20 protein-coding genes are annotated in these 23881 nt (G+C 65.5%); 19 read left to right on the top strand and 1 reads right to left on the bottom strand.

What is annotated here, in order from left to right:
* Positions 1-28: 28 nt before the first annotated feature.
* The 18 genes from mraZ (at position 29) to lpxC (ending at position 20061) form a co-directional block, all read left to right on the top strand.
* Positions 29-457, top strand: coding sequence for a division/cell wall cluster transcriptional repressor MraZ (gene mraZ / locus U1H99_RS17815; RefSeq protein ID WP_323143273.1), 429 nt, complete (start codon positions 29-31; stop codon positions 455-457).
* 11 nt (positions 458-468) lie between these two features.
* Positions 469-1446 (top strand): 16S rRNA (cytosine(1402)-N(4))-methyltransferase RsmH, encoded by a 978-nt coding sequence (gene rsmH, locus U1H99_RS17810; protein WP_323143047.1) that lies wholly within the window; start codon positions 469-471, stop codon positions 1444-1446.
* Entirely contained in the window at positions 1443-1715 is a 273-nt protein-coding gene (gene ftsL / locus U1H99_RS17805) for a cell division protein FtsL (RefSeq protein ID WP_141838489.1), read from the top strand. Before rsmH ends, ftsL begins: the two co-directional genes overlap by 4 nt.
* A complete protein-coding gene (locus U1H99_RS17800) occupies positions 1712-3481 on the top strand; it encodes a peptidoglycan D,D-transpeptidase FtsI family protein (protein WP_323143046.1) in 1770 nt (589 codons plus the stop codon). The genes ftsL and U1H99_RS17800 overlap by 4 nt, the downstream gene beginning before the upstream one ends.
* A complete protein-coding gene (locus tag U1H99_RS17795) occupies positions 3481-5022 on the top strand; it encodes a UDP-N-acetylmuramoyl-L-alanyl-D-glutamate--2,6-diaminopimelate ligase (protein ID WP_323143045.1) in 1542 nt (513 codons plus the stop codon). The genes U1H99_RS17800 and U1H99_RS17795 overlap by 1 nt, the downstream gene beginning before the upstream one ends.
* A gap of 1 nt (position 5023) precedes the next feature.
* Complete coding sequence (locus tag U1H99_RS17790; protein ID WP_323143044.1) at positions 5024-6508, top strand: UDP-N-acetylmuramoyl-tripeptide--D-alanyl-D-alanine ligase; 1485 nt, start codon at positions 5024-5026, stop codon at positions 6506-6508.
* Positions 6509-6512: 4 nt separating this feature from the next.
* Positions 6513-7682 carry a phospho-N-acetylmuramoyl-pentapeptide-transferase gene (gene mraY, locus U1H99_RS17785; protein ID WP_323143043.1) on the top strand — a complete coding sequence of 390 codons (1170 nt, stop codon included), beginning with the start codon at positions 6513-6515 and terminating at the stop codon, positions 7680-7682.
* A 1-nt stretch (position 7683) separates the two neighbouring features.
* Positions 7684-9216 carry a UDP-N-acetylmuramoyl-L-alanine--D-glutamate ligase gene (gene murD / locus U1H99_RS17780; protein ID WP_323143042.1) on the top strand — a complete coding sequence of 511 codons (1533 nt, stop codon included), beginning with the start codon at positions 7684-7686 and terminating at the stop codon, positions 9214-9216.
* Positions 9216-10433 carry a putative lipid II flippase FtsW gene (gene ftsW / locus U1H99_RS17775; RefSeq protein ID WP_323143041.1) on the top strand — a complete coding sequence of 406 codons (1218 nt, stop codon included), beginning with the start codon at positions 9216-9218 and terminating at the stop codon, positions 10431-10433. Before murD ends, ftsW begins: the two co-directional genes overlap by 1 nt.
* Positions 10434-10459: 26 nt before the next feature.
* Positions 10460-11524 (top strand): undecaprenyldiphospho-muramoylpentapeptide beta-N-acetylglucosaminyltransferase, encoded by a 1065-nt coding sequence (gene murG / locus U1H99_RS17770; RefSeq protein WP_323143272.1) that lies wholly within the window; start codon positions 10460-10462, stop codon positions 11522-11524.
* On the top strand, positions 11521-12918 hold the full coding sequence (gene murC, locus U1H99_RS17765; protein ID WP_323143040.1) for a UDP-N-acetylmuramate--L-alanine ligase: 1398 nt from the start codon (positions 11521-11523) through the stop codon (positions 12916-12918). The genes murG and murC overlap by 4 nt, the downstream gene beginning before the upstream one ends.
* Positions 12915-13886 (top strand): D-alanine--D-alanine ligase, encoded by a 972-nt coding sequence (locus U1H99_RS17760; protein WP_323143039.1) that lies wholly within the window; start codon positions 12915-12917, stop codon positions 13884-13886. Before murC ends, U1H99_RS17760 begins: the two co-directional genes overlap by 4 nt.
* A 12-nt stretch (positions 13887-13898) precedes the next feature.
* Positions 13899-14720 (top strand): cell division protein FtsQ/DivIB, encoded by an 822-nt coding sequence (locus U1H99_RS17755; RefSeq protein ID WP_323143038.1) that lies wholly within the window; start codon positions 13899-13901, stop codon positions 14718-14720.
* Between the two features lie 20 nt (positions 14721-14740).
* Positions 14741-15973 (top strand): cell division protein FtsA, encoded by a 1233-nt coding sequence (ftsA, locus tag U1H99_RS17750; protein ID WP_141838468.1) that lies wholly within the window; start codon positions 14741-14743, stop codon positions 15971-15973.
* A gap of 239 nt (positions 15974-16212) precedes the next feature.
* Entirely contained in the window at positions 16213-17412 is a 1200-nt protein-coding gene (gene ftsZ / locus U1H99_RS17745) for a cell division protein FtsZ (protein ID WP_141838466.1), read from the top strand.
* A 225-nt stretch (positions 17413-17637) separates the two neighbouring features.
* Positions 17638-18141: a peroxiredoxin gene (locus tag U1H99_RS17740; protein ID WP_323143037.1), complete on the top strand. Its 504-nt coding sequence runs from the start codon at positions 17638-17640 to the stop codon at positions 18139-18141.
* A gap of 68 nt (positions 18142-18209) precedes the next feature.
* Positions 18210-19052: a DMT family transporter gene (locus U1H99_RS17735; protein WP_323143271.1), complete on the top strand. Its 843-nt coding sequence runs from the start codon at positions 18210-18212 to the stop codon at positions 19050-19052.
* A 73-nt stretch (positions 19053-19125) separates the two neighbouring features.
* Entirely contained in the window at positions 19126-20061 is a 936-nt protein-coding gene (gene lpxC / locus U1H99_RS17730; RefSeq protein ID WP_323143036.1) for a UDP-3-O-acyl-N-acetylglucosamine deacetylase, read from the top strand.
* A 232-nt stretch (positions 20062-20293) separates the two neighbouring features.
* Here lpxC and U1H99_RS17725 read toward each other — a convergent pair whose 3' ends face one another.
* Positions 20294-20797: a DciA family protein gene (locus tag U1H99_RS17725; RefSeq protein ID WP_323143035.1), complete on the bottom strand. Its 504-nt coding sequence runs from the start codon at positions 20795-20797 to the stop codon at positions 20294-20296.
* Positions 20798-21052: 255 nt separating this feature from the next.
* Between U1H99_RS17725 and secA the strand changes: the two genes are divergently transcribed.
* A complete protein-coding gene (secA, locus tag U1H99_RS17720) occupies positions 21053-23839 on the top strand; it encodes a preprotein translocase subunit SecA (RefSeq protein ID WP_323143034.1) in 2787 nt (928 codons plus the stop codon).
* Positions 23840-23881: the final 42 nt, after the last annotated feature.

The following is a 23881-nucleotide window of genomic DNA, read 5'->3' as shown; positions in this document are numbered from 1 at the left end:
TGATAACTCTCCAAAACTAGGTAAATACGTGTTTCAGGGCGCGTCAGCGATCAATCTCGATGCCAAGGGTCGGATGTCCATCCCGGCCAAGCATCGGGACGCCTTGATCCAGCAGTGCGAAGGCCGTATGACGCTCACGAAACACCCGCATGGTTGCTTGCTGTTCTTTCCGCGCCCTGTGTGGGAAGAACATCGCGAACAAATTGCCGCCTGGCCGATGTCGGCACGGGCATGGCAGCGCATTTTCCTCGGTAACGCTTGCGATGTCGAGATGGATGGCAGTGGCCGGGTACTCATTTCGCCCGAATTGCGCACTGCGGTAGGACTGGAGAAAGAGGTCATGATGCTCGGGATGGGAACCCATTTCGAGATCTGGGACGCTGCCAAGTTGGCCGAAAACGAGGCCGACGCCGTCGCCGGCGGCATGCCCGATGCCCTTTCCAATTTCTCCTTTTAATAAGGCGCCGTATGAATTCGATGCCGGTGCCCGGATTGCAGCACGCATTGCAACACCGTACGGTGTTGCTGGATGAAGCAGTCGATGCGCTCGAACTGAACGGCGAGCGCGCGTCAGGTACGTATATAGATGGGACGTTCGGCCGCGGCGGTCACAGCCGGCTGATCCTGTCGAAGCTGTCCCCGCAGGGACGTTTGATCGCTTTCGACAAGGATCCGCAAGCAATCGCCACGGCGGAACAGATAAGCGATCCGCGCTTTGCGATCGTGCACGACAGCTTCGCGACGATGCGCGAGGCGCTGGCGGCACGCGGCGTGACCCAGGTCGACGGCATCCTGCTCGACCTCGGCATCTCCTCGCCCCAGGTCGACGACGCCAGCCGCGGGTTCAGCTTCCGCAACGACGGTCCCCTGGACATGCGGATGGATACGACACAGGGCATCTCGGCCGCCGAATGGCTGGCCGGGGTGGACGAACGACAACTGGAAAAGGTGATTCGGGATTATGGGGAAGAACGGTTTGCTTTTCAGATTGCAAAGGCGATTGTTGCTCGCCGGGCAGTCGAGCCAATTTCAAGCACACGACAGCTTGCCGCAATCGTGGCAAACGCGGTCAAAACCCGGGAGAAGGGCAAGGACCCGGCAACCCGCACCTTTCAGGCTGTCCGGATTTTCGTCAATAAAGAGCTTGAGGACCTTGAAGCAGGTCTGAACGCCGCCTACGAACTGCTGGCGCCCAGGGCGCGCATGTCGGTCATCAGCTTCCACTCGCTGGAAGACCGCATGGTCAAGCAGTTCCTGGCGTCGAAGGCGAACGTCGAGCAGCCGGACCGCCGGCTGCCGATCCGCGCCGTCGACCTGCCGCAGCCCTTGATGAAACTGGTCACCAAGACCAAGCCCTCCGGCCCCGAGGTCGAGGCCAACCCGCGTGCCCGCTCGGCGGTGCTGCGCGTGGCCGAACGCCTGGGCACGGGCGGGGGCGCGCGATGAGCGGCAAGCTGAACGTCGTGCTGACCACGCTGCTGGTCGGTTGCGCGCTGTCGGTCGTCAACGCCCGCTACCAGCGTAACCACCTGGTCAACGACATCGAGAAGCTGGCGTCCCAGCAGCGCCAGCTCGACATCGACTGGGCCCAGCTCCAGCTCGACCAATCCACCCTCGGCAAGAACGAGCGCATCGAACAGATCGCGCGCACCGAATTGAACATGGCTCCCCTGAGTCCCGCACGTACCCAATACCTGACGGAAGGCGTCAAATGAAAGCCGGCGTCAACGGATCCCGCGTCGCCGCCGGCAAGGGCGTCGCCTTTTCCAAGAGCCCGGTGCTGGCGGTGCGCCTGCCGGACTGGCGCTCGCGCGTCGTCCTGTTCGTGCTGTTCGCGGCCTTCGCCGCGCTGGCCGGCCGCGCCCTGTGGGTGCAGGCGATGGACAACCAGTTCCTGCAGAAGAAGGGCGCCAGCCGCTACATGCGCACCGAGGAGCTGCCCGCCACGCGCGGCAAGATCTTCGACCGCAACGGCCTGGTGCTGGCGTCCTCGCTGCCGGTGAAGTCGGTCTCGGCCTTCACCGAAGACATCAAGGGCACGCCGCCGGAAAAGCTGCGCGAACTGGCGCGCCTGCTCGAGATGCCCGAAGCCGAGCTGCTGAAAAAGCTCAACTCCAGCCGCAGCTACGTCTACCTGAAACGCCAGGTCGAGATGGACGTCGTCGCCAAGATCGAAAAGCTCGACATCGACGGCATCGACACCCGCAAGGAATACAAGCGCTTCTACCCGCAGGGCGAAGTAATGGCGCACATGGTCGGCTTCACCAACGTCGAGGACATGGGCCAGGAAGCGATGGAACTGGCGCAGCAGAAGGCGCTGGCCGGCCAGCCGGGCAGCCGCCGCGTGATCAAGGACCGCCTCGGCCGCATCGTCGAGGACGTCGGCATGCAGCGCGAGCCGCACGATGGCCGCGACCTGACCCTGTCGGTCGACAGCAAGCTGCAGTACATCGCCTTCAACAGCGTCAAGGACGCGGTCGAGAAGTTCCACGCCAAGGCCGGCGCCGCCGTGGTGATCGACGTCCACACCGGCGAGGTGCTGGCGCTGGCCAACTGGCCGACCTACAACCCCAACAACCGCGCCCACCTGACCGGCGAGCAGCTGCGCAACCGCGTCATCACCGACGCCTTCGAGCCGGGTTCGACGCTCAAGCCCTTCACCGTGGCGCTGGCGCTGGACAAGGGCCTGATCAAGCCGACCACGCTGTTCGATACCGGCAACGGCCGCTACATGACCGGGGGCCACGCGATCCGCGATACCCACCCGCACGGCGTGATCGACGTCAGCACCATCATCCAGAAGTCGTCGAACATCGGCACCACCAAAATCTCGGAGATGCTGTCGGCCCAGGAAATGTGGGAGATGTTCACCAAGGTCGGCTTCGGCCAGGCGCCGCGCTACGGCTTCCCGGGTGCGACGGCCGGGCGCGTGCGTCCGTACAAATCGTGGCCGATCGTGGCCAAGGCCAACATGTCCTTCGGCCAGGGCATCTCGATGTCGCTGCTGCAGCTGGCGCACGCCTGGCTGATCTTCGCGCGCGAAGGCGACATCATCCCGCTGTCGTTCCAGAAGGTGCAGGAAAAGCCGGTCGGCCAGCAGATCATTTCGCCGAAGACCGCGGCGCAGATGCGCACCATGGTGGAATCGGTGGTCGGCCCGGGCGGCACCGCCTCCCAGGCCCAGATCGCCGGCTACCGTGCCGGCGGCAAGACCGGTACCGCGCAGAAGGTCGTCGACGGCCGCTACTCGCAAACCCACTACGTCGGCAACTTCGCCGGCATGGTGCCGATGTCGAATCCGCGCTTCGTGATCGCGGTGATGATCGACGATGCCAGCGGTCCGCTCCACACCGGCGGCGCCGTCGCCGCGCCGACCTTCGCCGCGCTGGCGGCGAATGCGCTGCGCGCCGCCAACGTGGCGCCGGATTCGACCGTGACCGACATCATCATTCCCGAGCATCCCCTCGAGGAGAGCAACTGATGGCCCTTGACCTGAACGCCATCTGCGACTGGATGCGCAATGCCGCCCCCGGCGCCCGCCTCACATCCGATTCGCGCCGGGTGCGCCGCGGCGACGTGTTCTTCGCCTATCCGGGCGAAGCGGCCGACGGCCGCAAGTTTATCGCCTCCGCGATCGAGAACGGCGCCGCCGCGGTGGTATATGAAGAGCGCGATTTCGCCTGGCCGGCCGAGCTGACGCTGCCGCACCTGGCGGTGGCCGACCTGAAAGCCGGCGCCGGCCCGATCGCGCACGCCTATTACGGCCAGCCCGACGCCGCCATGTTCACGGTCGGCGTCACCGGCACCAACGGCAAGACCTCGTGCGCGCTGTGGACCGCGCAGGCGCTGGCCAGCCTGGGCGAAACGGCAGCCGTGATCGGCACGCTGGGCGTGGGCCTGGTGAAACAGGACAAGCAGGGCCGCGCCGAACCGGAATTCGACGTCACCGGCTACACCACGCCCGACGCGGTGCTGCTGGCCGGCGAACTGGCCAAGCTGAACCAGGCCGGCGCCGGCGCGCTGGCGATCGAGGTGTCGTCGATCGGCCTGGTCGAGAACCGCACCGCCGGCATGCACTTCGACGTCGCCGTGTTTACCAACCTGACGCGCGACCACCTCGACTACCACGGCGACATGGACAGCTACGAGGCGGCCAAGCTGAAGCTGTTCGAATGGCCGGGTTTGAAGGCCGCGGTTGTCAACCTGGACGACCCGGCCGGCGTTCGTATCGTCCAGCACCTGCGCAGCGGTTTCCCGGGCGTGGCGGTGACCGGCTACACGCTGCGCGCGGACGCCGAGTTGCCGGCCATGGACGGCGTGCAGGTGCTGCGCGCCGCCAGCCTGCGCAGCCGCGCGGCCGGGGTCGAGTTCCAGGTGCAGTCGGGCGCGGAGTCTGCATTGGCGCGCACGCGCCTGGTCGGCCACTTCAACGTCAGCAATGCGCTGGCGGTGCTGGGCACGCTGCTGGCCAAGGGCGTCGGCCTGCGCGCCGCGGTCGACGCCATCGAGACGCTGGTGCCGGCCCCGGGCCGCATGCAGCAGGTCGGCGGCCAGGATGCGCCGCTGGTGGTAATCGACTACGCGCACACGCCGGACGCGCTGGAAAAGACCCTGGTCGCGCTGCGCCAGGTGGCCCAGGAACGCGGCGGCCAGCTGTGGTGCGTGTTCGGCTGCGGCGGCGACCGCGATCCGGGCAAGCGTCCGCAGATGGGCCGCATCGCCCAGATGGCCGACCAGGCCGTGGTCACCAGCGACAACCCGCGCTCGGAAGAGCCGCGCGCGATCATCGCGCAGGTCGAAGCCGGGATGGACCCGCAGGGCGCGCCGTGGCAGGCGATCGAGGACCGCGCTGCCGCCATCCTGTCGGCGGTGAAGCATGCGGCCAAGGCGGACGTGATCCTGCTGGCCGGGAAGGGCCACGAGCCCTACCAGGAAATCAAAGGCCGGAAGAATCCGTTTTCCGATGCCGACCATGCCGCGCTGGCCCTCACCGCGCGGCTCACGATGATGAGGACGAATTGATATGCGCGGCTCGCTCGCACAACTGACTGCATCGATCGATGGCGCGCAGATGACCCGCGACGCTTCCTTCGACAGCGTCTCGACCGACAGCCGCCAGGCAGCATCCGGCGCGCTGTTCGTCGCGTTGCGCGGCGAGACCTTCGACGCCCACGATTTCCTCGACCAGGTCGCGGGCCGCGGCGTGGCGGCGGTGGTCGTGGAAACGCTGCCGGCCGGCTTCCCGCTGCCGGCCCTGGTGGTGCCGGATACGCTGGTGGCCCTGGGCCGCATCGGCAACGCGTGGCGCCGCCAGTTCGACATCCCGCTCATCGGCGTCACCGGCAGCAACGGCAAGACCACGGTCAAGGAAATGATCGCGTCCATCCTGGCTGCCGCCTTTGGCGTGGATGCGCGCCTGGCCACCCAGGGCAACCTGAACAACGAGATCGGCGTGCCGCTGACCGTGATGCGCCTGACCGGCATGCATCATGCTGCGGTGGTCGAACTGGGCATGAACCATCCGGGCGAGATCGCGCGCCTGGCGGCGATCGCCGCACCCACCGTGGCGCTGGTGAACAATGCGCAGCGCGAGCACCAGGAGTTCATGCACACCGTGGAAGCGGTGGCGCGCGAGAACGGTGCCGTGCTGGCTGCCTTGCCGGCCGATGGCGTGGCCGTGTTCCCTGGCGATGACGAGTACACCGGGCTGTGGCGCGCGCTGGCGGGCGATCGTGAGGTGCTCACCTTCGGCTTGAGCGATGATTGCGATGTGTCGGCCACTTACACGGCGAACAGCTTCGGCAATGATTTGAGCGTTAAACTCAAAACGTCGCCCCTGCGCAGGCAAGGGCCCAAGTTTGCAGGCGCAGACGGCGACTCGACAAACTTGGGCCCCCGCCTTCGCGGGGGCGACGGGCAAACGGACGTGGCCGAAAACGTGGCAACGCAATTCACCATCCGCCTCGCCGCCGCCGGCACCCACAATGTCCGCAACGCCCTGGCCGCCTGCGCCTGCGCGCTGGCCGCCGGCATCCCGGTCGAGGCCATCGTGCGCGGCCTGGAAGCCTTTGCGCCGGTCAACGGCCGCCTGCAGCGCAAGCAGGCGACCAACGGCGCGGTCGTGATCGACGACAGCTACAACGCCAACCCCGACTCCGTGCGCGCCGCCATCGACGTGCTGGCGCAGGCGCCGTCCCCGCGCATCCTGGTGCTGGGCGACATGGGCGAAGTCGGGACCCAGGGACCCGAATTTCATGAAGAAATCGGTGCCTATGCCGCTCATCGCGGCATCGACACCGTGCTCGCGACCGGTGACCTTGCGCGTCACATGACCGGATCGGGAGCGCAACACTACGAGCAGTTCGACGATTTATTGGCAGCACTGGACAAGCAACTGGGCAGCAAATCCGACGCAACTGTGTTGGTGAAGGGCTCGCGTTTCATGAAGATGGAACGCGTGGTCCAACACCTGATCACCCCACACAACCTCGGCAAGGACGCCCACTAACACCATGCTTCTCTGGCTCGCACAATACTTCCAGGACTATATCGGTCCGATGCGCATCTTTAACTACATCACCTTCCGGGCGGTGTTCGCGACCATTACCGCGATCGCCATCGGCCTCGGCTGCGGCCCGGCGGTGATCGCCAAGCTGACCTCGCTGAAGGTCGGCCAGGCAGTGCGCACCTATGGTCCGCAGACCCACCTGGCCAAGCACGGCACCCCGACCATGGGCGGCGTGCTGGTGCTGATCGCGATCGGCTTCTCGACGCTGCTGTGGTGCGACCTGTCGAACCGCCTGATCTGGCCGGTGCTGGTCGTCACGCTCGGCTTCGGCGCCATCGGCTGGGTCGACGACTACCGCAAGGTGGTCTATAAAGACCCGGAAGGCATGCGCTCGGGCGAAAAATACTTCTGGATGTCGCTGATCGGCATCGCTTCCTCGCTGTACCTGGCGTTCTCGGTGTCGGCCAAGACGCCGTGGGAAGTGTGGCAGCTGTTCCTGGCCTGGGTGCAGTCGGGCTTCTCGATGTCGCTGCCGCCCAAGTCCGACCTGATCGTCCCGTTCTTCAAGACCATCAGCTATCCGCTCGGCGTGTGGGGCTTCATTGCGCTGACCTATTGCGTGATCGTCGGTTCGTCCAACGCCGTCAACTTCACCGACGGCCTGGATGGCCTGGCCATCATGCCGACCATCATGGTCGGCGCCGCGCTCGGCCTGTTCGCCTACCTGACCGGTAACGCGACCTATTCGCGCTACCTGTTTATCCCGCATATCCCGGGTGCCGGCGAACTGCTGATCTTCTGCGGCGCGATGGCCGGCGCCGGCCTGGCTTTCCTCTGGTTTAACGCGCACCCGGCCCAGATGTTCATGGGCGACGTCGGCGCGCTGGCGCTGGGCGGCGCGCTCGGCACCATCGCCGTGATCGTGCGCCAGGAAATCGTCCTGTTCATCATGGGCGGCGTGTTCGTGGCCGAGACGCTGTCGGTGATCATCCAGGTGAGCTGGTTCAAGTACACCAAGAAGCGCTACGGCACCGGGCGCCGCGTGTTCCTGATGGCGCCGCTGCACCACCACTTCGAACAGAAGGGGTGGAAGGAAACCAAGGTCGTGGTGCGTTTCTGGATCATCACCATGGTGCTGGTACTGATCGGCCTGTCCACTCTCAAACTGCGCTGATATGAACTACGACGGCAAAACCGCACTGGTGTTGGGACTCGGCGAATCGGGCCTGGCGATGGCGCAGTGGCTCGCGCGCTGCGGCGCGCGCGTGCGCGTGGCCGATACCCGCGCCGAGCCGCAGCGCCTGCCGGCCTTGCGCGCAGCTGTGCCGGCCGTGGAATTTGTCGCTGGCGACGGGGCGGGTAACTTCGGCCCGGCACTGCTCGACGGCGCCGACTTCGTCGCCGTCAGCCCGGGCCTGGCGCCGTCGCGCGAACTGGCCGCGCTGCTGCCGGCGGCGAGCGACCGCGGCATGCCGGTCTGGGGCGAAATCGAACTGTTCGCCCAGGCGCTGGCCGCCCTGAAGGCGGAACGCGGCTATGCGCCGAAAGTCATCGCCATCACCGGCACCAACGGCAAGACCACCGTCACCAGCATGACCGGCCTGCTGTGCCGCCGCGCCGGTTTCAGCACGCGCGTGGCCGGCAATATCAGCCCGGCGGCGCTGGACGTGCTGCGCGAAGTGATCGACGCCGACGATTTGCAGGAAGCGTTACCCCAAGCCTGGGTGCTGGAACTGTCCAGCTTCCAGCTGCACACCACCTTCAGCCTGAACGCCGACGCCGCCACGGTCCTGAACATCACCCAGGACCACCTCGACTGGCACGGCAGCATGGCGGCCTACGCCGCCGACAAGGCGCGCATCTTCGGCGCCGACACCGTGCGCGTGCTGAACCGCGACGACGCGATCGTGATGGGCATGGCCGGCAGCGGCAACGCCGTCAACACCTTCGGCACCGGCGAACCGGACGCCCCGGGCAGCTTCGGCCTGCTGAACGAACGCGGCGTGCTGTGGCTGGCGAACGCGCATCCGGCCGAGGAGCCGGAGAAGAAGCGTCGCCGTTCTCCCTCCCTGAATGAGCCGGAAGAACCGGTCGAGCTGGCCATCAACCGCCTGATGCCGGCCGACGCGCTGCGCATCCGCGGCCTGCACAACGCATCCAATGCACTGGCCGCGCTGGCGCTCTGCCGCGCCGCCGGCCTGCCGCTGGCGCCGCTGCTGCACGGCCTGCGCGAATACCAGGGCGAGCCGCACCGCGTGGAACTGGTCGCCAGCATCGACGACGTCGAATACTACGACGACAGCAAGGGCACCAACGTCGGCGCCACCGTGGCCGCGCTGGAAGGCCTCGGCAAATCCTTCGGCGAAGCCGACCGCCAGATCCTCTTGATCGCCGGCGGCGACGGCAAGGGCCAGGACTTCGCGCCGCTCGCCGGTCCGTGCTCGCGCTACGTGCGCGCCGTGCTCCTCATCGGACGCGACGCACCGGCGGTCAAGGCGGCGATCGAGCCGACCGGCGTGCCGTGCTTCGACCTCGACGACTTGCCGGCGGCGGTGCGCCGCGCAGCGGGCCTGGCGCGCAGCCAGGATGTCGTGCTGCTGTCGCCGGCCTGCGCCAGCATGGACATGTTCACCAATTACGCGCACCGCGCCCAGGTGTTCGTGGATGCCGTGCGCGACATCGCGCTCGAGAAGGGGCAGGACATCTGATGGCCTTCCAGATCCCTTTTAAATTTGGCGGCTCCTCGAACGAGGCGACCATCGCCACGCGTGCGCGGCCGTCGCGCATGATGGAATACGACCAGCCGCTGGTCTGGGTCGTCGTCTTGCTGATGTTGTTCGGGATGGTGATGGTGTATTCGGCCTCGATCGCGCTGCCGGATTCGCCCAAGTTCGCCTACCTGGGCGGCAAGAACAGTTACTTCCTGGTGCGCCAGGCGATGTTCATCGTGGTCTCGCTGGTGGCCGGCGTGTTCGTGTTCCGGGTGCCGGTGGCGGTGTGGCAGCGCTTCGCGCCGCTGATGTTCGTCGGCACGCTGGTGCTGCTGGCCCTGGTACTGGTGCCCGGCGTCGGCGTGTCCGTCAACGGCGCACGGCGCTGGCTGCCTTTGAAGATCATGCAGATGCAGCCGTCCGAGATCATGAAGGTCGTGGCCGTGCTGTACGCGGCCGACTTCACGGTGCGCAAGCAGCAGTACATGCACAAGCTGACCAAGGGCTTCATGCCGATGGCCGCCGCGATGGGCCTGGTCGGCGGCCTCCTGATGCTGGAACCCGACCTCGGCGCTTTCGGCGTGGTGGTCTGCATCTCGATGGGCATCCTGTTCCTGGGCGGCTTCAACATGGTCTGGTTCGGCGGCATCGGCGCCGTGCTGGTGCTGGTGTTCTCGAGCATCATCGCGCTGTCGCCGTTCCGCCGCGCGCGCATGTTCGCCTACATGAATCCGTGGGAAGAGGGCAATGCGCTGGACAAGGCGTACCAGCTGACGCACTCGCTGATCGCCTTCGGGCGCGGCGAGTTCTTCGGCGTCGGCCTGGGCGGCAGCGTCGAAAAGCTGCACTACCTGCCGGAAGCGCATACCGACTTCATCATGGCCGTGATCGGCGAAGAACTCGGCCTGGTGGGCGTGCTGGCCGTGATCGGCCTGTTCTACTGGCTGGTGAAGCGCGCCTTCGACATCGGCCGCCAGGCGATCGCGCTGGAGCAGCACTTCGCCGGCCTGGCCGCGAAGGGCATCGGCATCTGGCTCGGCGTGCAGGTGTTCATCAACATGGGCGTGAACCTCGGCCTGCTGCCGACCAAGGGCCTGACCCTGCCGCTGATGAGCTATGGCGGCTCCGGCATCCTGTTCAACTGCGTCGGCCTGGCGATCCTGCTGCGCATCGATTACGAAAACCGCGTGCGCATGCGTGGAGGACGCCAATAATGACCACTCAGGTGAAAAATAAGTTGATGATCATGGCGGCCGGCACCGGCGGCCACATCTTCCCCGGCATCGCCATCGCCCAGTCGATGCGCGAACGCGGCTGGGAAGTCAGCTGGCTGGGCACCGCCCACGGCATGGAGCGCGACATCGTGCCCAAGCACGGCATCCCAATGGACAGCATCGACTTCGCCGGACTGCGCGGCAAGGGCCTGGGGCACACCGTCACCGGCGCCTTCAAGATGGTGGGCGCCTTTGCCGCCTGCCGCCGCATCATTGGCGAGCGCAAGCCGGACGTGGTGCTGGGCATGGGCGGCTACGTGACCGTGCCGGGCGGGATGATGGCGCGCTCGCGCGGCGTGCCGCTGGCGCTGGTGAATGCCGACGCGGCGCTGCTGCTGTCGAATAAAACCCTGACCCCGATGGCGCAGCGCGTGCTGTTCGGCTTCCCTGCGGATTTCGGCAAAGCTGCCGATAAAGCGGTCGTCACCGGCAATCCGGTGCGCAAGGAGATCCTGGCGATGCCGGCGCCGGGCCACCGTTTCGCCAGCCGCAGCGGCGTGCTCAACATCCTGGTGGTGGGCGGCAGCCTGGGTGCCAAGGTGCTGAACGATGCGGTGCCGGCGGCGCTGGCCCTGATTCCGGAAGGCCTGCGTCCGGTCGTGACCCACCAGTCGGGCAAGAAGAACATCGACGCCCTGCGCACGGCCTATGCCCAGGCGAACGTAGAAGCGAACGTGGTCGACTTCATCGACGACATGGCGGCGGAGTACGCGAACGCCGACCTGGTGATCTGCCGCGCCGGCGCGATCACGGTGTCCGAGCTGACCGCGGCCGGCGTGGCCAGCGTGCTGGTGCCTTTTGTCGCCAGCACCACCAGCCACCAGCGCGACAACGCGATCTGGATGGACAAGCAAAAAGCGGCAGTGCACCTGCCGCAGGGCGAATTGAATCCGCAGCGCCTGGCGCAGCTGCTGCAAACCACCACCCGCGACGATTGCCTGGCGATGGCCGAGGCGGCGCAGGCGGTGGGCAAGCGCGATGCCAACGAGGCGATCGCGAACGTATTGGAAGAACTGGCTAAGGCAAGATGAAACACAAGATCAAACACATTCACTTCGTCGGCATCGGCGGCAGCGGCATGAGCGGCATCGCCGAGGTGCTGCTCAACCTCGGCTATAAAGTGTCGGGCTCGGATCTGGCGTCCAACGCGGCCAGCCAGCGCCTGCAGGATGCCGGCGCCATCGTGTCCATCGGCCACGCCGCGGAACACATCCGCGGCGCCAATGCCGTCGTGACCTCGACCGCCGTCAACGAAGCGAATCCGGAAGTGGTCGCTGCGCGCGCCGCCAAGATCCCGGTGGTGCCGCGCGCGATCATGCTGGGCGAACTGATGCGCCTGAAGCGCGGCATCGCCATCGCCGGCACCCACGGCAAGACCACCACCACCAGCCTGGTGGCGTCCGTCCTGTACGAGGGCGGGCTGGACCCGACCTTCGTGATCGGCGGCCGCCTGACCAGCGCCGGCGCCAACGCCAAGCTGGGCACCGGCGAATACATCGTGGCCGAGGCCGACGAATCGGACGCGTCGTTCCTGAACCTGTCGCCGATGATCGAGGTGATCACCAACATCGACGCCGACCACATGGACACCTACGAGCACGACTTCGAGAAGCTGAAGGGCGCGTTCGTGAACTTCACCCACCGCCTGCCGTTCTACGGCCGCGCGATGATGTGCATCGACGACGCCAACGTACGTTCGATCCTGCCGCAGGTGACCAAGCCGGTCACCACCTACGGCTTCTCGGAAGACGCCGAAGTGCGCGCGCTCGACGCCCATGCCGAAGGCATCCAGATGCACTTCACGGTGCGCCAGGAAGGCTACCCGGACACCAAGTTCGTGCTGAACCAGCCCGGCATGCACAACGTGCTTAACGCGTGCTCGGCGATCGCCATCGCGCGCGAGATCGGCATCCCGGACGAAGCCACGGCGCGCGGCCTGGCCGGCTTCCGCGGCGTCGGCCGCCGCTTCACCCGCTACGGCGACATCGCCCTGCCGGACGGCGGCAGCTTCACGCTGGTCGACGACTACGGCCACCACCCGGTCGAAGCCCAGGTGACGCTGGCCGCGGCGCGCGCCGCCTACCCGGGCCGGCGCCTGGTGCTGGCCTTCCAGCCGCACCGCTACACCCGCACGCGCGACCTGTTCGAAGACTTCGTCAAGGTGCTGGCGGTGCCCGACCTGCTGCTGCTGGCCGAGGTGTACGCGGCCGGCGAATCCCCGATCGTGGCCGCCGACGGCCGTGCCCTGACGCGCGCGCTGCGCACCGGCAGCCAGATCGAACCGATTTTCGTGGAATCGATCGCCGACATGCCGGCGACGATCCTGAAGGTGGCGCGCGACGGCGACGTCGTGCTGACCATGGGCGCCGGTTCCATCGGCGGCATTCCACAACAACTGATTTCGAATCAAAAGGCCGCATCTTGAATACGCTGACTCCTTCCGCAATCGCCGAACTGGGCAAGGTCGGCGTCCTGTTCGGCGGCCGTTCCGCCGAGCGCGAAGTCTCGCTCATGTCCGGCAACGGCGTGCTGCAGGCACTGAAGTCGAAGGGCATCGACGCCCACGCCTTCGACCCGGCCGAACGTTCGCTCGGCGAGCTCGAAGCGGAAAAATTCGACCGCGTGTTCATCGCGCTGCACGGCCGCTACGGCGAAGACGGCAGCCTGCAGGGCGCGCTCGAACTGCTCGGCATTCCGTACACCGGCAGCGGCGTGATGGCCTCGTCGGTCGGCATGGACAAGATCACCACCAAGATCGTGTGGCTGGCGGCCGGCGTGCCGACCCCGACTTACGCGGTGATCGACGAAAACACGGACCTGGACAAGGTGGTCGCCGACCTCGGCCTGCCGCTGATCGTCAAGCCGCCGCTGGAAGGCTCGACCATCGGCATCACCAAGGTCACCCGCGCGGAAGACCTGAAGGCGGCGGTCGACCTGGCCCACAAGTACGACAAGCTGGTGCTGGCCGAGCAGTTCATCGAAGGCCGCGAATTCTCGGTGCCGCTGCTGGGCACGGGCGCGCAGGCGCGCGCGCTGCCGATCGTCGAGATCGTGGCGCCCGAGGGCAACTACGACTACCAGAACAAGTACTTCACCGACGATACCCAGTACCACTGCCCGGCGCCGCTGGATGCCGCCGCCACCGCCGCCATCCAGGCCGACGTGGAAAAGGCCTACCGCGCGCTCGGCTGCGAAGGCTGGAGCCGCATCGACGTGCTGCTGCGCGAGTCGGACGGGCGCCACTTCCTGCTGGAGGTGAACACCTCGCCGGGCATGACCGGCCACTCGCTGGTGCCGATGGCGGCGCGTGCCGAGGGCACCAGCTACGAAGACCTATGCGTGCAGATTTTGCAATCGGCCAGCCTGAAGGCCGGCGTGGCTGGAAAGAAGTAAGGAAAAACCAAGATGTGGCATGACGTGCGAGCCCTGAATGCAACCTCCGGCGCGATCACCGCGCTGGTGGCGCTCGCCTGCATTTCCTCGGGCGTGTGGTGGCTGTCGCAGCGTCCGATGTTCACGCTGCGCGCGGTGCGCGTCGAAAGCATGTATGGGCTGGACCTGCAGCACGTGAACGAACTGACGGTGCGCAACGGGGTGATGGGGAAGATCAAGGGTAACTTCTTCACCTCCGACCTGGAACAGGTGCGCGCCACCTTCGAGGCCGTGCCCTGGGTCCGCAAGGCCAGCGTGCGCCGCGAATGGCCGAACCAGCTGATCGTCGCCGTGGAAGAGCACGAGGCGCTCGGCACCTGGGGCGAGGATGGACGCCTGCTGTCGGTCAAGGGCGAAGTCTTCACCGCCAACCTGGCCGAGGCCGACGAGGACCACGCACTGCCTGCGTTCGATGGTCCGGTCGGCAGCGAAAAGGAAGTACTGGCGCGCTTCGCCGAACTGCGCGGCTGGTTCGCGCAGGTGGCGCTGGTGCCGGAGTCGATCAGCCTGTCGAACCGCTACGCCTGGACGGTCAAGCTGGACAACGGCATGAACGTCGAGCTGGGACGGGAAAAGGACAATGCGACCCTGAAAGGGCGTGTACAGCGGCTGGTGAGCATCTACCCGCAGCTGGTGGCGCGCCTGCAGGAAGGGCGCATCGACACCATCGACATGCGTTATCCGAACGGCCTGGCGCTGTCTTCGGCGGCACTCAGCGTACCCGCTGACGCCACCAAGCCGGTGAAGGCAGCGAAGCAGAAAAAAGCACCAACCAAAACAACAAAGCACATTTAATTTAAGCAGGCACAGCTAACATGACTAAAGACGCGAAGAACCTGATCGTCGGCCTCGACATCGGCACCTCGAAAGTGGTGGCGGTGGTGGCCGAGGTGATGGCCGATGGACGCCACGAAGTGATCGGACTCGGCCAGCACGAGTCGAGGGGCTTGAAGAAGGGCGTTGTCGTGAACATCGAAGCGACCGTCGAGTCGATCCAGCGCGCGCTCGAGGAAGCCGAGCTGATGGCCGATTGCAAGATCCGCAACGTGTACGCGGGCATCGCCGGCAGCCATATCCGCTCGTTCAACTCGAGCGGCATGGTGGCGATCAAGGACAAGGAAGTCACCGCCACCGACGTCGCCCGCGTGATCGAGACCGCCAAGGCCGTGAATATCCCGACCGACCAGCAGCTGCTGCACACGGTGCCCCAGGAATTCATCGTCGACAACCAGGAAGACGTGCGCGAGCCGATCGGCATGAGCGGCATCCGCCTCGAGGTGCGCGTGCACATCGTCACCGGTGCGGTGTCGGCAGTGCAAAATATTGTAAAGTGCGTTCGCCGTTGCGGCCTCGAAGTCTCGGACCTGATCCTGCAGCCGATGGCATCGGCCGACTCGGTCCTGACCGGCGACGAGAAGGAACTCGGCGTGGTCCTGATCGACATCGGCGGCGGTACCACCGACATTGCCGTGTTCTCGGATGGCGCGATCCGCCATACCGCCGTCCTGCCGATTGCAGGCGACCAGATCACCAGCGACATCGCGATGGCGCTGCGCACCCCGACCGGCGAAGCCGAGGAAATCAAGATCCGCTACGGCGTGGCCAAGCAGGTGCTGGCCGACCCGGGCGAGACGCTCGAGGTGCCGGGGCTGGGCGACCGCGGTCCGCGTTCGCTGTCGCGCCAGGCGCTGGCGGCCGTCATCGAGCCGCGCGTCGAAGAGCTGTTCGCGATGGTGCACCAGGTGGTGCGCGAGTCGGGCTACGAAGGGGTGCTGTCGTCGGGCATCGTGCTGACCGGCGGTTCCTCGATCATGCCGGGCATGATCGAGATGGCGGAAGACATTTTTCTCAAACCGGCGCGCCTGGGCACGCCGGAGTACCGGGGCCAACTGGCCGACGTGGTGCGCAGCCCGCGCTACGCGACTGTCCTCGGCCTGCTGTTGGAAGCGAAAAAGCAGTACCTGCGCGGCCATATCGTGACGCGCCAGGATGGTTCGGTGAAGGCGGTGTGGCAGCGCATGAAAGAGTGGTTCTTGGGGAATTTCTGATGGCGGAAGCGGAAAGAAACCTGATGAGCGGCAACAGTTTGGCAGGCCATGATGGCGGTCCCATCCAAAATGCAACGCAAAGTCGATTTTTTTACGTTGATGGAAACACTTGGTAACGGTTTTTCTTGGTAACGATCGTAAATATTTTTAAAATATAGGCGCGTTTCCAATCTTCAGGCCTGATTGAGAACGATGAGGTTTTTGGCTTGGGAACGGCATTTTGAGATTAGGAGTTCATCATGGAGTTTGATATGGTCGATAACGCAGCACTGGGCACCGTGATCAAGGTGGTCGGCGTCGGCGGTGCGGGTGGCAACGCGGTGCAGCACATGATCAATAAAGGTGTTTCCGGTGTCGAGTTCATCGCCGCAAACACCGACGCCCAGGCGCTGAATGCGTCGAGCGCCCACAACATCATCCAGATCGGCGATTCCGGCCTGGGTGCCGGCATGCGTCCGGAAATCGGCCGCCAGCTGGCCGAACAATCGCGCGGCCGCATCGAAGATGCGCTGCGCGGCGCGCACATGGTCTTCATCGCGGCCGGCATGGGCGGCGGTACCGGTACCGGCGCCGCCCCGATCGTGGCCGAAGTGGCCAAGAACATGGGCGCGCTGACCGTGGCCGTGGTCTCCAAGCCGTTCTCGTACGAGGGCGACAAGTGCATGCAGGTGGCCGAGACCGGCCTGGAAGAGCTGACCAAGCACGTCGACTCGCTGATCGTCATCCTGAACGAAAAGCTGGAAGACATCTACGAAGACGAATCGATGCTGGACTGGATGAAGCATGCCGACGACGTGCTGAACAACGCCGTCGCCGGTATCGCCGAGATCATCAACGTGCCGGGCCACATCAACGTCGACTTCAACGACGTCAAGACCATCATGAGCGAGCAGGGCAAGGCCATGATGGGCACCGCGACCGCGTCGGGCGTGGACCGCGCGCGCATCGCCGCCGAGCAGGCCGTGGCCTCGCCGCTGCTGGACGGTATCGACCTGTCGGGCGCCAAGGGCGTGCTGGTGAACGTCACCGCATCGCGCGGCCTGAAGGGTAAGGAAATCAAGGAAGTCATGGCCGCCGTGCGCGCCTTCGCCGCCCCCGACGCCGCGATCGCCCAGGGCATCGCCTACGACGACGAGATGGGCGACGAGCTGCGCGTGACCGTGGTCGCGACCGGCCTGGGCAAGAACAAGGCCAACATCTCGCTGGTCCAGCCGCAGCAGGTCCTGCGCACCGGCACCTACAACCAGCCGATGATGGCGGGCACCGCGCCGGTCGCGGCCGGCGTGAACATGGGTTCGATCGCCGGTACCGCCGACGTCGGCATGAAGCAGCCGGCCGTGTGGCGCCGCGAGCAGGCATCCGAGCAGGTGCAGGCGATGCAGCGCAACGGTGTCGAGACCTACGACATCCCGGCGTTCCTGCGCAAGCAAGCCGACTAAGCGATAACACTCCTGCCGGGCTGACCACCCGGCACACTCCATGATCCGGGGGCCGGTACTGAACCAAGCAGTACCGGCCCTTCGTTTATCCAGCATCAAACCGGGGTCAGAGCCCTTATTTTGGAAATGGCCTCCAGCCTATTGCCAAAAATCGGGCTCTGACCCCGGTTTGTTTTAGATCAGGCATACTTGCCGGTTCTTATAACGACAACAGGAATCTCCACCATGACCATCCAGATCGGCGACCGCCTGCCCGAAGCGACCCTCGCGGAATTCATCGAGACCGAAACCGAAGGCTGCTCGCTCGGCCCGAACACCTTCAACGTGGCCGACCTCGTGAAGGGCAAGACCATCGCCATCTTCGGCCTGCCGGGCGCCTTTACCCCGACTTGCTCGGCGCAGCACCTGCCGGGTTACGTCAAGCTGGCCGACCAGCTCAAGGCCAAGGGCGTCGACGAGATCTGGTGCGTGTCGGTCAACGACGCCTTCGTGATGGGCGCCTGGGGCCGCGAGCAGAAGGCGACCGGGATCGTGCGCATGATGGCCGACGGCAGCGCCGTCTTCACCAGGGCGCTCGGCCTCGAATTCGACCTGGTCGCCAAGGGCATGGGCATCCGCTCGAAGCGCTATTCGATGCTGGTGCGGGACGGCGTCGTGGCGCAGCTGAACCTGGAAGCCGGCGGCTTCGACGTGTCGTCGGCCGAGAAGCTGCTCGAACAGCTGGGCTGAGCATGACGGGGAAGGGCAGCGTCAAGGCCGGCAGCAAACTGAGCGGCAACCTGCGCAGCATCCAGGCGATGCTGGCCGGCGTCGTCATGTTCTCGATCATGGACACGACGATGAAGCTGCTGTCCGCCCATTATCCGGCGATGCAGGTGGCGGCCCTGCGGTCGCTGTCCTCGCTGCCGCTGGTGTGCGCCTGGCTGCTGTGGCGCGGCGGCCTGCGATCGGCCCTGCAGGTGCGCTGGCCGCTGCACCTGCTGCGCGCCGCGATCGGGATCGTGATGCTGGCATTGTTTGCTTACGGCGTGCGCGAACTGTCGCTGGCCGAGGCGTATGCGATCTTCTTCATCGGCCCGATCCTGATCACCGCGCTGTCCGTGTTCGTCCTCAAGGAGCGGGTGAACGCGGCGCGCTGGATCGCGATCGCGGTCGGCATGGCCGGGGTGCTGGTCATCCTGCGTCCCAGCGGCGACGGCATGCTGACCCTCGGCGGCCTCGCCATCCTGGCGTCGGCCGTGTGCTATGCGGTGTCGGCGGTCAGCGGTCGCATCCTGGCGCGCTCCGACCGCAGCGAGCACATGGTGTTCTGGCTGATGCTGATGATGTCGATCGGCGCCGGGGCCTTGGCGGCGCCCGGCTGGGTGCCGGTGCAGAGCGGCGACCTGGCCCTGCTGGCGGTGCTGTCGGTCAGCGGCTTCCTGGCGCAGCTGGCCATTACCGAAGCCTTCAACCACGGCGAAGCCTCGGTGGTCGCGCCTTTCGAGTACACGGCGCTGGCCTGGGGCATCGGCATCGACTGGCTGATGTGGCAAACCTTGCCCGATCAAACCACCCTGATCGGTGCGGCAATCATCCTCGGCAGTGGCTTGTACCTGATTCGCCACGAAACCGCGCACGTGGAAGCCGAGCATCCCTGAGAACGTGGTTTTTCAGTCCATATGAATACAGCGGCCTCCAGCGAAGCTGCGCCCGCCGCTATATAATCGGGCAATGCTTAAACAAAGAACCGTCAAACAGCTGGTGCGCACGACCGGCGTCGGCCTGCACTCGGGCACCAAGGTCGAACTGACCCTGCGCCCGGCCGCCGCCAATACCGGTATCGTGTTCCGCCGCGTCGATCTCGACCCCGTCGTCGAGTTCCCCTCGAATGCCGACATCGTGGGCGATACCCGCATGGCGTCGGTGCTGACGAAGGGGAACGCGCGCGTCTCGACCGTCGAGCACCTGATGTCGGCCTGCGCCGGCCTCGGCATCGACAATCTGTACGTCGACGTCACCGCCGAGGAAATCCCGATCATGGACGGCTCGGCTTCGTCCTTCGTGTTCCTGCTGCAGCAGGCCGGGGTCGAAGAGCAGGCCGCGGCCAAGAAATTCATCCGCGTGCTGAAGCCGGTGGAAGTGCGCCAGGGCAGCGGCAACAACGAGAAGTGGGCGCGCCTCACGCCCTACGACGGCTTCAAGCTCGACTTCTTCATCGAATTCAACCACCCGGCCGTCGACGGCACCATGCAGCGCGCAAGTGTCGATTTCGGCAAGGTCTCCTACGTGCACGACGTGGCGCGTGCCCGCACCTTCGGCTTCATGCAGGACGTGGAAAGCCTGCGCGGCATGGGCCTGGCACGCGGCGGCTCGCTGGAAAACGCGATCGTGATGGACGAATACCGCATCCTGAATGCGGACGGCCTGCGCTACGAAGACGAATTCGTGCGCCACAAGATCCTGGATGCGATCGGCGACCTGTACCTGGTCGGCAACCCGCTGCTGGCCAGCTACGAGGCGCACAAGTCCGGACACGGCCTGAACAACCTGCTGCTGCGCGAACTGCTGGCGCATCCGGACGCCTACGAGGTCGTGACCTTCGCCGAGCAATCGCGGGCGCCGCAGTCGTATGGGGCGCAGATGGAGCGGGAGTGGGCGCTGACCTGATTCGGTCTGTGCCGTGGTAGGAATCGCCTGTATGAATTTCCACGCACAATAAAACAACGTCGTCCCTGCGCAGGCAGGGACCCAAGTTCGAGGCACACCAAACAACTTGGACCCCTGCCTGCGCAGGGGCGACGTGCAACTGCACGTAGCCGGTAGGGTGGACGGGTTTCCCGTCCACGCGTTCAACCAGTGCATGCCTGAACTGGACGCGTGGACGGCAGAGCCGTCCACCCTACGCCTTCCGCTTCTCCGCCAGGCGCCGCAAAGCCGCAATCAAGGGCGCATTCTGCGCCGTCGCCGGCAAGGCCTCCCCCAGCTCCTCGAACGCCTGCACCGCCGTCGGCGGCAGTTCCAGCACCCGTTTCACGGCCTGCGGCTGCGCCGCCGCCACCGCGCGGCCGACCTGGATCTTGATGCGCACCGATTCCACCTGCCAGCCCTTCTTTTGCAGCCCGGCCTGCAGCTTCGGCAGTTGCTGCTTGAGCTTGGCCGCCACGGCGGAAGAGGGCACCGCCAGCACCAGCACGCTGTCCTGGAAAGACAGCACGTCGCAGCCGCCATACATCGGCGGCAGGATCACGCGCACGTCTTTTTGCAGGTTGCCGATGCGCATCGCCGCCGGCAGCAGGGCCGCCAGGCGTTCGTTAGAGCGCAGGAAGTCGGTCGCGCCGAACGCCGTGCGGCGATCGCGCGTGCCGAAAATGGTGTAGGGACGCTGGTTGGAAGAGGACTGCATGCGCCGAACATACCACAGCCGGCCCCGGAAAGCGATGCCGGCGAAATACACCGGCCGATGCGCAAATCGATGCAATTTGATAATATTTTTTAGTGAAACGCACTTGTGAACTGTGGCGTGGACCCCAAGTGTGGCCAGATCGCATGATAAAATCGGTAGCTTTTTGCCACAGGCGGTCTTCGGGGGATATTCTTTTGATATCATCCCCGGCCTTTTCGAGCTTACTTCTCGCGGCGTACTTATTAAGAACACAGCATGTCATTCCTGACCAAGATTTTCGGCAGCCGTAACCAGAGGCTGATCAAGCAATACCAAAAAACCGTGCGTGAGATCAACGCGCTCGAGCCGCAGATGGAAAAGCTGTCGGATGCCGAACTGAAGGCGAAAACCGCGGAATTCAAGGAACGCGTCGCTGGTGGAACCACCCTCGACGACATCCTGGTCGAAGCCTTTGCGGTCTGCCGCGAAGCCGCCAAGCGCGTCATGAAGATGCGCCATTTCGACGTGCAGCTGATCGGCGGCATGGTGCTGCACTACGGCAAGATCGCCGAGATGGGTACCGGCGAAGGTAAAACCCTGATGGCAACCCTGCCGGTCTACCTGAATGCGCTGTCCGGCAAGGGCGTGCACGTGGTGACCGTCAACGATTACCTGGCGCAGCGCGACGCCGAGCAGATGGGCCGCCTGTACGGCTGGCTCGGCCTCACCACCGGCGTTAACCTGTCGCAGATGGACCACGACACCAAGCAGCAGGCCTACGGTTCCGACATCACCTACGGCACCAACAACGAATACGGCTTCGATTACCTGCGCGACAACATGGTGTACGACGCCAAGGAACGCGTCCAGCGCGCCCTGAACTTCGCCGTGGTCGACGAGGTCGACTCGATCCTGATCGACGAAGCGCGTACCCCGCTGATCATTTCCGGCCAGGCCGAGAACCACACCGACCTGTACCACAAGATCAATGAACTGCCGCCGCTGCTGACCCTGCAGGTCGGCGAGGAAACCCCGGACGGCAAGGGCAAGGTCGAAGTCCCGGGCGACTACACCAAGGACGAAAAGGCGCACACCGTGCTGCTGACCGAGGCCGGCCACGAAAGGGCGGAATCGATCCTGACCGAGATGGGCCTGCTGCCGGAAGGCGCCTCGCTGTACGACTCCGCCAACATCACGCTGGTGCACCACCTGTACGCCGCCCTGCGCGCGCACGTGCTGTACCACAAGGACCAGCATTACGTCGTGCAGAACGGCGAAGTCGTCATCGTCGACGAATTCACCGGCCGCCTGATGACCGGCCGCCGCTGGTCCGAAGGCCTGCACCAGGCGGTGGAAGCCAAGGAAGGCGTGCGCATCCAGAACGAGAACCAGACCCTGGCCTCGATCACCTTCCAGAACTACTTCCGCATGTACGCCAAGCTGTCCGGCATGACCGGTACGGCGGATACCGAAGCCTACGAATTCCAGGAAATCTACGGCCTCGAGACCGTGGTCGTCCCGCCGAACCGTCCGTCGCAGCGCAAGGACCGCCAGGACCAGGTGTACAAGTCGGCCCAGGAAAAGTACGGCGCGATGGTCAACGACATCCGTGACTGCTACGAGCGCGGCCAGCCGGTGCTGGTCGGCACCACCTCGATCGAGAATTCGGAACTGTTGTCCGGCATCCTGAACCAGGCCAAGCTGCCGCACAACGTGCTGAACGCGAAGCAGCACGCCCGCGAAGCGGAGATCGTGGCCCAGGCCGGCCGTCCGAAGATGATCACCATCGCCACCAACATGGCGGGCCGCGGTACCGACATCGTCCTCGGCGGCAACGTCGAGAAGCAGATCCAGTTCATCGACGCCGACGCGGCGCTGGGCGATGCCGACAAGGCCGCCCAGTCGCAAACGCTGCGCGATGAATGGCAGTCGCTGCACGACCACGTGGTCGCGCAGGGTGGTCTGCACATCATCGGCACCGAGCGCCACGAGTCGCGCCGCGTCGACAACCAGCTGCGTGGCCGTTCGGGCCGCCAGGGCGACCCGGGCTCGTCGCGCTTCTACCTGTCGCTCGACGATCCGCTCCTGCGCATCTTCGCCGGCGACCGCGTGCGCGCGATCATGGACCGCCTCAAGATGCCGGAAGGCGAACCGATCGAGGCCGGCATCGTGACCCGCTCGATCGAGTCGGCCCAGCGCAAGGTCGAGGCCCGCAACTTCGACATCCGCAAGCAGCTGCTCGAATACGACGACGTCGCCAACGACCAGCGCAAGGTGATCTACACCCAGCGTAACGAACTGCTGGAAGCGGCCGACATCGCGGAACTGATCGCTTCGCTGCGTACCGGCGTGTTCACCGACGTCGTGCGCGCCCACGTGCCGGCCGAATCGGTCGAAGAGCAGTGGGACGTGCCGGCGCTGCAGAATGTGCTGGCCGAGGAATGGGCGCTGGACGTGCCGCTAGCGCAGATGCTGGAGGACGAGCCGAACCTGAACGACGACGACATCCTCGAGCGCGTGCTGGCCGCCGCCGACGCGTCGTACAACGCCAAGGTCGGCATCGTCGGCGCCGAAGCCTTCGGCGGCTTCGAGCGCAACGTCATGCTGCAGAACATCGACACCCAGTGGCGCGAGCACCTGGCGGCGCTGGACCACCTGCGCCAGGGTATCCACCTGCGCGGCTACGCCCAGAAGAACCCGAAGCAGGAGTACAAGCGCGAAGCCTTCGAGCTGTTCTCGAGCATGCTGGATGCGATCAAGAACGAAGTGATCCGCACCATCATGACCGTGCGCATCCAGACCCGCGAGGAAGTCGAGGCGGCGGAAGCGGCGATGCAGGCCGCCGCGACGCACCTGGAAAACGTGAATTACCAGCACGCCGACTTCGATCCGACCGCCGCCGATCCGGAAGATCTGCTGGCCCCGACCGCCGCCACCCCAACCGCCACCGCGATGGCGGACGATCCGTCCACCACCTACATGGGCATGAAGGTCGGCCGCAACGATCCCTGCCCGTGCGGCAGCGGCAAGAAGTTCAAGGCTTGCCACGGCAAGCTGGCGTAATACCAGCCTGCCAAAGAAAAAAGCGCCCCACGGGGCGCTTTT

The organism is Massilia phyllosphaerae, assembly GCF_034659755.1.
GTDB classification, from domain to species: domain Bacteria; phylum Pseudomonadota; class Gammaproteobacteria; order Burkholderiales; family Burkholderiaceae_D; genus Telluria; species Telluria phyllosphaerae.
The sequence above is the reverse complement of the archived record's forward strand: the minus strand, read 5'-3'. Positions and strand labels throughout refer to the sequence as shown.

Coding starts and splice junctions, on each gene's coding strand:
- lpxC (WP_323143036.1), top strand. CDS start 19,126: ATGCTTAAACAAAGAACCGTCAAACAGCTGGTGCGCACGACCGGCGTC.
- U1H99_RS17800 (WP_323143046.1), top strand. CDS start 1,712: ATGAAAGCCGGCGTCAACGGATCCCGCGTCGCCGCCGGCAAGGGCGTC.
- ftsZ (WP_141838466.1), top strand. CDS start 16,213: ATGGAGTTTGATATGGTCGATAACGCAGCACTGGGCACCGTGATCAAG.
- murD (WP_323143042.1), top strand. CDS start 7,684: ATGAACTACGACGGCAAAACCGCACTGGTGTTGGGACTCGGCGAATCG.
- U1H99_RS17740 (WP_323143037.1), top strand. CDS start 17,638: ATGACCATCCAGATCGGCGACCGCCTGCCCGAAGCGACCCTCGCGGAA.
- secA (WP_323143034.1), top strand. CDS start 21,053: ATGTCATTCCTGACCAAGATTTTCGGCAGCCGTAACCAGAGGCTGATC.
- ftsA (WP_141838468.1), top strand. CDS start 14,741: ATGACTAAAGACGCGAAGAACCTGATCGTCGGCCTCGACATCGGCACC.
- murG (WP_323143272.1), top strand. CDS start 10,460: ATGATCATGGCGGCCGGCACCGGCGGCCACATCTTCCCCGGCATCGCC.
- rsmH (WP_323143047.1), top strand. CDS start 469: ATGAATTCGATGCCGGTGCCCGGATTGCAGCACGCATTGCAACACCGT.
- U1H99_RS17725 (WP_323143035.1), bottom strand. CDS start 20,797: ATGCAGTCCTCTTCCAACCAGCGTCCCTACACCATTTTCGGCACGCGC.
- U1H99_RS17735 (WP_323143271.1), top strand. CDS start 18,210: ATGCTGGCCGGCGTCGTCATGTTCTCGATCATGGACACGACGATGAAG.
- murC (WP_323143040.1), top strand. CDS start 11,521: ATGAAACACAAGATCAAACACATTCACTTCGTCGGCATCGGCGGCAGC.
- mraY (WP_323143043.1), top strand. CDS start 6,513: ATGCTTCTCTGGCTCGCACAATACTTCCAGGACTATATCGGTCCGATG.
- U1H99_RS17795 (WP_323143045.1), top strand. CDS start 3,481: ATGGCCCTTGACCTGAACGCCATCTGCGACTGGATGCGCAATGCCGCC.
- ftsL (WP_141838489.1), top strand. CDS start 1,443: ATGAGCGGCAAGCTGAACGTCGTGCTGACCACGCTGCTGGTCGGTTGC.
- U1H99_RS17790 (WP_323143044.1), top strand. CDS start 5,024: ATGCGCGGCTCGCTCGCACAACTGACTGCATCGATCGATGGCGCGCAG.
- U1H99_RS17755 (WP_323143038.1), top strand. CDS start 13,899: ATGTGGCATGACGTGCGAGCCCTGAATGCAACCTCCGGCGCGATCACC.
- ftsW (WP_323143041.1), top strand. CDS start 9,216: ATGGCCTTCCAGATCCCTTTTAAATTTGGCGGCTCCTCGAACGAGGCG.